The sequence below is a fragment of the Lentisphaera marina genome (genome assembly GCF_028745505.1).
GTDB classification, from domain to species: Bacteria; Verrucomicrobiota; Lentisphaeria; order Lentisphaerales; family Lentisphaeraceae; genus Lentisphaera; species Lentisphaera marina.
In genome coordinates this window covers 664,540-675,592 of record NZ_JAQZZL010000001.1, presented here as the reverse complement: position 1 = coordinate 675,592, position 11,053 = coordinate 664,540, and the positions used below count along the sequence as shown (strand labels likewise).

Below are 11,053 nucleotides of genomic sequence, written 5' to 3'. Positions count from 1 at the left end.
TATGGAACTTAGAAGGCTATGGAAGTAGTGTACCTAAAGGCACACATTTTTTTAATCCTCCTAAGCCCACATTACATGTGGGACTATTTAAAGTGATATCGCTCTGCGATGTAAGTTTTCACTGTTAACTGGTCAATCGTATTATTTTTTGAGATCTCGATAGAAATTCTCATGGAAGCCCACGGCATGAATGGTCATAGCCACGGGATCGTATTCATAGGCCAATAAATATTGACGCTTATTAAACTTAAATTTATAAACCCATAAATGAGCCAAATCACCTTTCTTCTGTTGACCTAAAGTAGGTGTAACACACAGCAAATCAACCGCTTCAGTAACAGCAAGCTGTTCTTGCTTTGTTAGCTTTTTATATTTCTTAATGAAGCTTGGTTTGAATAGAGGCTTGTACGTCATCTAGTTAGATCAAATTCTACTGATTCTTCATGCTGTGATACAAGTAGGTCTTTGATAAAAGAAGCTGGAAGGTCAGGATTTTCTAAGCAGATTTTACCTATGGTGGCCCAGTACTGCAACTGTTTTGATGTAGATCTATGTTCAGCTTTTGCAAAGTTCTTAGCATCCATATACATCTTGTCTGAAACCTTGATTGCATGTGCGTTTGCCATGATATTCTCCTTATATCTTAATTTACCTAAAACATAAGCCCAAAAGTTTCATTATGCAACCTTTGGTTTCACTCTGGTATTTTATTACTTTTTTGAACTGTGAACTTAGGATTTTAATATTGAAAATATAAGAACAAGACTATCCACACATGATGAAAAATAATATCCCAAGAAACATGTAGCAATGCTTTTTAAAACTTGTTTACTAGTTGAGGAGATTGAACATAAAAAATCAAAATTTGTTAAGAAGTGAAATCTCTCTGTCGTATTAATGTTAACTGACTAAGAGAAAGACAATTACCTCATGATTAAAAACTTATTTTGCACCATTACACTTTTACTGCAATTCACCCTGCTCGCGGAGCCACTCATTGTGGCACATCGTGGTGCCTCGAAACAGGCCCCAGAGAATACCCTGCCTGCTTTTGAGTTGGCGTGGAAACAGGGGGCCGATGCCATTGAAGCCGACTTTCGGCTCAGTAAGGATGGTCATCTTGTCTGTATTCACGATGCCAATACCAAAAAAACTGGTAATAAGAATTTAACCATCGTAAAATCCACTCTAAGTGAACTCAAAAAAATTGATGTGGGATTATTTAAAGGTGAGCAATTCAAGGGAACTCGAATTCCCACCATAGAAGAAGTCTTTGCCACTATTCCCAAGGGGAAAAAGATTTTTATCGAGATCAAATCAGGCCCCGAAACGGTTGATCCCCTCCTAAAAGCAATCAAACTGAGTTCTCTGCAGCCTGAACAAATTGCTGTCATTGGGTTTAAAGAAAAAATTCTTCTCGACGTTAAAAAGAAGGCCCCACATTTATACACTTCTTGGCTTTGTAGTCTCAAGAAAGATAAAAGAGGTAAAATGAAACCCTCTTTAGATTCCATTTTAAAAACGATCAAAAGCTGCCAAATCGACGGCTTCAGTTCCTCATATAATCAATTGAATCAAGAGATAATTCAGAGCCTTAAAAAACAGGGGACAGATTGCCATGTCTGGACCATTAATGATGCCCGCCACGCTAAGAAATTTATCAATTGGAAAATCGACTCCATCACCACTGACCTACCCGATAAAATTAATCTCAAGTTAATGCAAGCTAAGTAAATCATAAGATGAGCCCGTTTTTTACAGATTCACTAAGTCGGCGCTCCTTTCTGCGCTCAGTAGGAGGTGGCCTCATGGCGCTGCCTTTCTTAGAGAGCTTTGCGAGCGCCGTTCCAAGGGAAAGTCCTCCGAAAAGAGTCATCTTTCTCGGGGGAGGTTTTGGTTTTACAAAAGATAGCTTCTATCCGAAAGAAGCCGGTCGCTTTGCTAAAATTGGAATGACCGAGGGCCTTGCTCCTTTAAAAGCGCACCAAAATGACCTCACCATGGTGACAAACTTGACCAATCTTGGGGCCACAAACCCTCATGGTGGGAGCCTATCTTACCTGACGGGAGCCAATGTGGCAGGTACACCTGGCAAACGCTTTCACAACTCGATTTCTTGTGACCAATTACTAGCGCGACATCTCGGTACTGATACACGTTTTTCTTCCCTAACTTTATCTGCAAAAGAAATCGATGGTGGATCTAATTCTGGACACGGGGGCGGACTTTCTCTATCATGGGATGATGAGGGTAATCCAATCCCAGGAATCAATCGTCCACTCGACTTGTACTACACTCTATTTGCCAGCCCAAATGATTCCCGTGAAGCTATAAGCAATCGCTTAAAGAAAAAACAAAGTGTCCTCGATCTCGTGCGTCTTGATGCGAGTGGTATGCAAAATATCCTCAGTAAAAATGACCAAGAGAAACTGGATGAATATTTCACTGGCCTCCGTCATGTTGAAAAAGGCCTGGAGCGTCAGGCAAAATGGGCCGACATAGCTAAGCCCAAAGCTCCTTACGCTCCTCCAAATGAAGATCTCTCTGGTGAAGAAGCCATCCGTTTGATGTATGATATGATGATCATTGCACTACAAACGGATGCGACTCGCGTCATGAGCTACCGTCTGCCTGTATGCGATTTGATTTCTGGCATGGGTATAAAAATCAAAGCCCATTCACTGAGTCATTATGGTTTTTCAAAGCCACGTATTGTCGCCTCGCGTGAACGCGACAAGAAGTGCTCGGCACTCTTAAGTCATTTTTTAGATCGTCTAAAACAAGCCAAAGATAGCGATGGCAGTCGCTTATTTGATAATTGTATCGTTAGCTACGGAACAAATATTCGTTCTGGCCACGAATTAAAAAACCTCCCAGCCATTCTCGCGGGTGGAGGCATGAAAAAGATGCGCCGTGGTGAACACATCATTCTCCCTGAAGAGGATACACCTCTCGCTAATTACTGGTTGACCATCATGCAAGAAGCTGGCTTAAATATCGACAGCTTCAGCCATAGTACAGGTACAATCCCAGAACTTTTGGTTTGAAAAATCTACAATTATGAAAACTTACCTACTCACTGCTCAGTTCAGCAACTCGAATCACTTATTTCTAAGAAATGATTTAGGTGAAAAAACTTATGTCTAAATATTCATGTCCTTGCTGTCAGGGTTTATTCGAATATGATGGTGATCTCGTCGGCAGGCGCGTGGAGTGCCCACTCTGTGATCATAAGTACACGGTAGAAAATCAATATCCTGAGGCAGAAGTAATTCCCACTAAAAAAACGGGTACAAAAATCAGAGTCTCAACAGCTTCTTCTACGAGAGCAAGAAGCCCTAGAAAAAAAAGATCAAAATCTTACGCTGCTCCGCTCACCTTTCTTATCCTGCTATTATCTGCGGGAGCTATTTACTTTATGGTCTCGAAAAACAAACAAGTCGATCTAGCAGAGTCCCCATCGAAATCCCTTGATTCCCACGCGTTCATTCAAATGCCCCGTGAACAGTTAGAGCCCTTCCTAAAAAAATACTGTATAGAATGCCATGGCCCCAAAAAGCAAAAGGGACAATTACGCTTTGATACAATCGAATGGAAAATTACTAATAATGACAGTGCTCAACTCTGGCAGGATATACTCGACCAAATCAACAGTGGTGAAATGCCCCCTAAGAAAGCTCGCCAAGCTCAAAACAAAGAGTTAATTAGCACTCTGGCTTCTTTAACTAAAGGGCTTCATACGGCTCGTCGCCGGCTCGCCGATCACGGCGGAGAAATTAAGATGAGACGACTCAATCAACGCGAGTATTCCAACACTATTAAACATCTATTTGGCTTCGATGTCCCCCTAGAGGTGATTCCTGAAGATGGCGAAATTGAAAATTTTGATACGGTGGGTGACGAACAGTTTTTTACCTCTCAGCATTTCGACAAATACCTTAAGCTTAGTCGCGAAATCATGAAAGAGGCCTTTCGCCATAGTATAAAACCGCGCACAGCCCCAAGCACGCAACGAGTTGAACCCGAAAAGGGAATCGTGGAAAAGATCGCCAAAGAACGTGCCCAAATGGCCGCCAAGAAAAAAATGCTTGAGGAGGGGAAAACTTGGCAAGAAATGGGGTTTGCAGACGAAGGTGAGTTTAAGTTCTGGAAGGGCATGTTGGCCCATAGGAAAGCTTGGATGGATCGCACTATGGCCTACCCAAAAGTGGAGAGTGGGCTCTACATCACTCCTGTCAGACCAAAGACACATATCTCACGGCACACCGATATTCGAGCCGAATATATACTGCGAATTCACGGTGGAATTGTCGGTAATCCCCTAGCCATGCGACGTGTGGCGCTTGTACAAGATTCAAATGGAACCCGCGCTACCCTTGGCTTACGAGGCACAGTAGAGAAGCCGGAAACCGTAGAAGTTCGTCTTCGCCAATCCATGGGTCGCTATGGTATGATGCTTTCAGTGAGCGAAAATCTGCCTCCTAGTACTTGGGGAAACATTAACTTGGGGAATAATCACCTCAAGCGCCTACAAGGAAGTCTAGACCCTTACAATGCCCTATGGATCGATTGGCTTGAACTCGATGGCCCCTATTACCCGGAGAAAAAATCCTTCTTCGAAGCGATTATGACCGCAGATGGTCCCGCTAAACTCAGTCAATATATGAAGGATGAAAATGCTGCTGACTTAATCGAAAAATTTGCTTATGAAGCCTTTCGACGAAAAAAAGCTAATCCCGCTTTTCTCAAAGGTTTACAAAGTCGTTTCCACGAACTGCGCGCCGAGGGCAGTCCTTATGTAGATTCCATGAGCGAAGTCTTGGCACTTATTCTAAGTTCCCCTTCCTTTCTCTACCTACAAGAGGCCGATTCAAAACCTAGCAAAGCTCCCGCGCTATCCAATCGTGAACTAGCGATACGCATGTCTTATTTCATTTGGAGTACACCACCTGATGATGAACTCTACGCTGCGAAACTCGCAAACCCTGAGATTCGCGCCGCACAACTTGATCGATTACTTTCGAGCCCAAAAGCTAAGGCTTTCCACGATGGCTTCATTAGTCAATGGGCAGAATTTGATCGCTTTAATGCCATCACTATTGATGTCGAAGATCAGCCTCATTTCAACTGTGGTGTGCGTCATGCCGCAAGTCGCGAAATACGCGAGTTTTTCAGTACATTAATTAAAGAAAACCTTCCTGCTCGTAATTTTATTGACTCCGATTTTGTAACCATTAACTCGGCTCTCGCCGCCCACTACGGCATTCCTGGGGTCACTCCCAAGGATGATCGCTTTGTAAAAGTGACCTTACCCGCAGATTCACCGCGTGGGGGACTCATGAGCCAGGCCGCATTTTTGATTGCTGGATCTAATGGTGAGCGTTCCTCTCCGGTGATTCGGGGTGCCCTAATCATGGATAAATTGCTTCACGATAAGCCGGCACCTCCTCCTCCCAATGTTCCAGAACTGAGCGAAGCTACTGATGAGCCTAAAACGAATCGAGAAATGGTCAAACTTCATCAACAAAAAGCGGCTTGTGCTAGTTGCCATGAAAAAATGGATGTCATCGGCTTCGGCCTCGAAAATTTCGATACCATAGGACGTTGGCGTGATAGCGAACTTGTGGGTAAAGAACAAGTGACCATCGACCCCTCAGGGCCCCTACCAAGTGGTGATAGCTTTTCTAAGGTTCAGGACTTAAAAAAATCTTTGCTCAAATACGAAGCTGACTTAGCCAAAGAATTAGTGGAATCGACCCTAGCCTACGGGCTCGGAAGAACTATCGAATTTTCAGATAGCAATGAAGTAGAAGCCATACTAAACAAGCTCAAAGACAAGCAATACCGCATGCGAGATATGATTCGCGAAATTGCCTTGAGCCCACTGTTTACTAAGAAGTAAAACTTTGCGGACTTAAAAATATAGGTTCTTTGGTGAGATTTTTTACGATCTGTTTATAAACTGATTTCTAAAGCGTAACCAATTCCTGCTGTTTTGAACTTGGGTAGTCTGACTTCTAGAGCACCATTTTTCTGCGTCCACTTCACTTCATCATCCTGTCCCAAGAGGCGAATGGCTTTGATATCTATTGCTTCGAGTGATTTTATAAACGCCACATTATTTTGAGGTTTAGTCATGGCAATGACATACACTTTTTCGTCTTTTTTGGTAAACCAGAAGTCATTTTCTGAAAAGACAAAATCAAATTTTTCTTTACTACGATGATGGGTGCCTTTCATTTTTAGGTCACTTGGTCCTTCGTGATTTTTTATCCAAGGCTTGGTGCCATAAATTGCCTCGCCATTAATTTTCAACCACTGCCCTACCGCCTTTAAGTTTTCCACTGATTTAGCGGGAATTGTCCCACTCCCATCAGGACCAACATTAAGTAAAAAATTGCCGCCCTTACTAACGTTTTCCACTAACCAATACAGGGTTTCTTTAGGTGATTTCCAATCCTTATCATAGGATTTGTAGCCCCATGAATTGTTCGTTGTCGCAATACCTTCCCAGGTATTTTCACTTGCTTCATCAGGAATAACGTTATCTCCTGGAGTTCCGATATCCCCGAATCCATTGCCGATTCTTTGAGACACCAAGGTTTCTGGATTTGCTGCATAGATGGTTTTATAAAATTCAAAACTATAAGATGGGGGAATATAAATTGGCGTATCGAGCCATATTTCTTTGAGGTCATAATTATTGACCAATTCTCTAACTTGTGGCAAGGATTTGTTCGCAATATAATCATCAAATTTAACGGGCGAGGGGTCAAAGTGATTGACGAATAACTTTTTTTGAGGCTTCTCGTGGTAGGCATAATCTTTCATACCCGAATCTCCACCATCGCGCCAATCCAAAGCATGAGAATAATACACTCCAAAAGCAAGTCCTCCCTTGCGACAGGCTTCTTCGAGTTCACGGATGATATCTCGTTTAAAAGGGGTTGCTTTGACCACATTAAAATCACTCACTTTCGAGTCAAATAAAGCAAAACCATCATGGTGTTTTGAGGTGATCACCATGTATTTCATACCTGCCGCTTTAGCAATGGCGACCCATTCGTCCGCATCGAAGTTTACCGGGTTGAAAGTCTTGGCGAGCTTAGCGTATTCCTCACGGGGAATTTCCTTGCGACGCATAATCCATTCAGCTACTCGCGGTCCTGTTCCAGGTCCCTCTTCCATCTTTTCGCCTTTCCATACTCCACCACACTGTGAATAGAGCCCCCAATGAATAAACATGCCGTATTTATTGTCATTAAAGCGCTCCCGTCCGCGTTGCTTGGCTGCCGAATGATTTAGGGGTTTCCATTTTGCCTCGAGCTCTAACATCTCCTCTGAACCTGGGATACCCGAGCCATTGACTCCACTTGCTGAAGTATTTGTACTCATTAAAGTACTCATCATCAGGCTAGTTTTGAGTCCCATTAACAAACAGTTTTTCTTGATCGATTTTTTCATCTGTAATACATTCCTTTACTTGTGACTTAATTGATTATGAGCTTTGTCTTTCAAGGAAAGCGAAATAAAAATTCCGCTGTTACAGATTTGTGATTTAAACTTAAAATTCCGCTCACACAAAGACTTTTTATCAACTTATTGATCAATGCTGTCAAAAATGAATCCCACTCGGTAATTGTTAGAGAAACAACAACTATACGGAAATTATTAGCCCATGAATAAATTCATCTCTTCTTTAATTTTAACTAGCCTATTACTCAGCTCGACGACACAAGTTGAGGCCAAAGACGCTAAGAAAAAAGTCCATAAAAGCCATAATGAGCAGATGCATGACGACGGTATTGTCACACCCTATCTTGCTCCTAAAGATACCTTAGAATACACAGCGAGTTTAAAGCCAGAACTCCAAGCGAGCCTACTGGCACCACAAGAACTTGTTGAGCAATTCCAAGATGATGCCTTCGGCGTATTCATCCATTGGGATCACTCCTCGCAATTACCAGTACCCATGAGCTGGGGACGTCGAGAAAAAACACGACGTCCTGAACATCAACAAAAGAAAGGTGTCCCCGCAGCTGAATACGATGGTGCTCGCGAAACTTTTAATCCCACAAATTTCGATGCCGAAGAATGGGTTAAGCTTTTCAAAGACGCAGGTGCTCGCTATATCGTTTTTACTGCAAAGCACCATGCGGGCTTCGCAATGTGGGATACCAAACTCTCTGAGCACAAGATCATGAATACTCCCTTCAAACGCGATGTCATGAAAGAGCTAGCGGATGCCTGTAAAAAATACGACATGAAACTTGGCTGGTACTACTCTCAGCCTGATTGGTATCATCCGGGATATGGCGAATTTGGCAAAGATCAGGAAAAATACGACTCTTTTATCAATGATTTTACTCATGGACAAGTTAAAGAAATCTTGACTAATTACGGCGACATTTATACCCTCTGGTGGGATGGCTTGGGACAAAATCCTAATAACTGGAATTCTGCTGAACTTCTAAAAATGGCTCGCGAAATTCAACCCAATATTCTTTCTAACCCGCGCTTTGCTCCAAGAAATTGGCGCATGGGTGATTATGATACCGCAGAACGAGAAGTGGGACGCTTCCAAATCAATCGCGCCTGGGAGACTTGCACGGTTATTGGCGGAGCTTGGGGCTGGGCTGGCGATAGCATAGCTATGCCCATCGCCGACTGTATTACACTCCTCGTTCGTTGTAATGGTAGTGGCGGTAACTTACTACTTAATACGGGCCCACAAGCCGATGGTCGCATCGTTAAAAACCACGCTGAACGTTATCGGGAAATTGGCGCATGGAATAAAAAATATGGCGAAAGTATTTTTGGCACTCGCGGTGGTCCCTATGCTCCGGGCCCTTGGGGTACCGCAACACGTAAAGATAAGACTGTCTATCTGCATATTCTCGGTACACTTACGGGCGATACTTTAAGCCTACCGGCTCTTGATGCCCAAATTGTTTCAGCACGAGCACTCACAGGTGGGAATGTTGAAGTAGAGCAGAAATCAGGTGTTCTTAAAGTGAAAATCGCCAAGGAAGACCAACACGATTATGATACAATTATTGCTCTGGAACTCGATCGTCAAGCATCAGAAGTTCCCGTTGTGTTTACTGCAGAAAAACATTCTTACACTATGGGTGCTAAGGTCAGTGCCTCGAGTGAACGCTCGAGCAAAATGGCAGCGGCCAATGTCGTTGCAGGTGATCCCAAAACTTTCTCGGAAGGCACCCTCGTTCGCAGTGCTTGGCAGCCCGCCATCAATGATAAATCACCTTGGATTGAATTAGAATTTCTGAAAGCTGCCAATATTGGACAAATCGAAATTGCCAAGGGTTCCTATGGGAAAAACCCAGGTCCCGATACCGCTTTTGCCGTTGAATTATGCGTCAATGGTCAATGGATAAAAGTCCATCAAGAAGAAGCCATTGGTGTTGAACATGGTATCGTTTTGGATAAAGCCTACCTCTGTGATGCTTTACGCATTAAATACCTAAAAGCTGACCGCTCCATATCCATTAACATGATCAATGCTTTTGGCCCTCCTGTTAAATAACAGAAATTTTTATTTGCTCGCTTTCAACTCTCTTTGATCCATAAAGCTTTTTAAGCTTTTATGCATTTCTTGAACTCGCTCGGGGTGAGATGATTTTAAATCGTCTCTTTCGGCGAGGTCTGAGGAGAGATTGTAGAGCTCAAAATCGTTCATTTGTAGTGAATCAAATGGCTTTTTGCCACGAGTAGAAATGAGCTTCCAATCCCCCATGCGAATGCTATTACGCACCACCATGGGAAGACCTTTGTACTCGTAAGCTTTATCTAGTAAGCCTTTGTAAAAACTAAAGCTATCAGGAGTGACTTGAGAGTGTTTTGCTTTGAGGTCAACTCCCAATAATTCTGCGAAAGTCGCAAAACAGTCCGTGCCATTAATGATTGACTGATTTTTTGAATCAGCCTCAATCTTTCCCGGCCATTTAGCAATAAAAGGAACACGATGCCCTCCTTCATAGGAACTAGCTTTCAAACCTCGTAGTTCCCCTGAAGAATAATGCCCCTTCTCTGCCATCAGATGGTGCGCACCTGGTCCCGTGCCATTATCACTCGTGAAAATTAATAAGGTATTATCATCTAAATCGGCATTTTTAAGTGCTTGATTGATTTGCCCCAATTCATCATCAATTTGCATGACGAAGTCCGCATAAATACCTAATCCACTCTTATCTTTAAATTTATCACTTGGCACCCAAGGTTGATGGGGAGCTATTGAAGCATAATAGAGGAAAAAGGGCTTTTCTCTTGCGGACTTCGCATATTGTTCAATCAAGCCCACCGCATCTGCACAGAGTTTGGGACTAATATTCTCTAATTTCAGCCCTTGTGGAAGCTGATTTTTTACTGTCAATTTTTTACCCGATGCAAGAAATTTGTCGGTTTCCACATGAAGAGTCGGAAGCTTCTCAACTCGTTTTCCCCTAATAAAATAAAGTGGTGATGAACTCGCAGATGATGCTAGGCCATAAAAATAATCAAAACCACGATCCAAGGGCCCGCCCTGTAAAGCCTGTGTGAGATCACGTGCCTTGCTTTTAACTTGAAAACCCAAATGCCACTTGCCCACCATCCAAGTCTGGTAATCCTCAGATTTAAATAAATCTGCGATTGTCATTTCATCGACATCAATAATCGGACGTCCTGTCTTCAGTAAGGTATTAAACACCCCCGTTCGCATGGGATTAATTCCCGTAAGCAAGCCATAACGTGATGGCGTACAAGTCACAGAAGCCGAATGCGCATCAACAAAGCTCATACCCTCTTTCGCAAGCCGATTAATATGAGGGGTTTTAATCTGAGATTGGGGATTAAATGCTCCGCAGTCGCCATAGCCCATATCATCTGCCAAAAAGATAATAACATTTGTTTTTCCCGCCGCAAAAAGATCTAAACTCATTAGGATGAGAGCAAATAAAAGCCTAAAAAAATGATTCAAAAAATTTCCTTATTCTTGTTTAGAATAAGATACAAAGTCATTCCATTTTTGTTACACCCATTTTTTCTGAAAAAG

Annotated in this window: 8 protein-coding genes; 4 read left to right on the top strand and 4 right to left on the bottom strand. The window is 42.7% G+C overall.

Annotated elements, in window-relative coordinates; genetic code table 11:
- Positions 1-141 precede the first annotated feature (141 nt).
- Both PQO01_RS02920 and PQO01_RS02915 read right to left on the bottom strand, forming a co-directional pair.
- Positions 142-414 (bottom strand): type II toxin-antitoxin system RelE/ParE family toxin, encoded by a 273-nt coding sequence (locus PQO01_RS02920; RefSeq protein WP_274312548.1) that lies wholly within the window; start codon positions 412-414, stop codon positions 142-144.
- Complete coding sequence (locus PQO01_RS02915; RefSeq protein WP_274312547.1) at positions 411-626, bottom strand: TA system antitoxin ParD family protein; 216 nt, start codon at positions 624-626, stop codon at positions 411-413. The genes PQO01_RS02920 and PQO01_RS02915 overlap by 4 nt, the downstream gene beginning before the upstream one ends.
- 304 nt (positions 627-930) lie before the next feature.
- On the opposite strand from PQO01_RS02915, the gene PQO01_RS02910 reads away from it, so the two are divergent.
- The 3 genes from PQO01_RS02910 (at position 931) to PQO01_RS02900 (ending at position 5,902) form a co-directional block, all read left to right on the top strand.
- Positions 931-1,734: a glycerophosphodiester phosphodiesterase gene (locus PQO01_RS02910; protein WP_274312546.1), complete on the top strand. Its 804-nt coding sequence runs from the start codon at positions 931-933 to the stop codon at positions 1,732-1,734.
- 74 nt (positions 1,735-1,808) lie between these two features.
- Positions 1,809-3,047: a DUF1552 domain-containing protein gene (locus tag PQO01_RS02905; RefSeq protein ID WP_274312545.1), complete on the top strand. Its 1,239-nt coding sequence runs from the start codon at positions 1,809-1,811 to the stop codon at positions 3,045-3,047.
- Positions 3,048-3,139: 92 nt separating this feature from the next.
- Positions 3,140-5,902: a DUF1588 domain-containing protein gene (locus PQO01_RS02900; RefSeq protein WP_274312544.1), complete on the top strand. Its 2,763-nt coding sequence runs from the start codon at positions 3,140-3,142 to the stop codon at positions 5,900-5,902.
- A gap of 53 nt (positions 5,903-5,955) precedes the next feature.
- Here PQO01_RS02900 and PQO01_RS02895 read toward each other — a convergent pair whose 3' ends face one another.
- Positions 5,956-7,464, bottom strand: coding sequence for an alpha-L-fucosidase (locus PQO01_RS02895; RefSeq protein WP_274312543.1), 1,509 nt, complete (start codon positions 7,462-7,464; stop codon positions 5,956-5,958).
- A gap of 214 nt (positions 7,465-7,678) precedes the next feature.
- Here PQO01_RS02895 and PQO01_RS02890 point away from each other — a divergent pair, with 214 nt between their 5' ends.
- Complete coding sequence (locus tag PQO01_RS02890; RefSeq protein WP_274312542.1) at positions 7,679-9,547, top strand: alpha-L-fucosidase; 1,869 nt, start codon at positions 7,679-7,681, stop codon at positions 9,545-9,547.
- A 9-nt stretch (positions 9,548-9,556) separates the two neighbouring features.
- Here the strand turns inward: PQO01_RS02890 and PQO01_RS02885 are convergent, their stop codons facing one another.
- Positions 9,557-10,978, bottom strand: coding sequence for a sulfatase family protein (locus PQO01_RS02885; RefSeq protein WP_274312541.1), 1,422 nt, complete (start codon positions 10,976-10,978; stop codon positions 9,557-9,559).
- Positions 10,979-11,053: the final 75 nt, after the last annotated feature.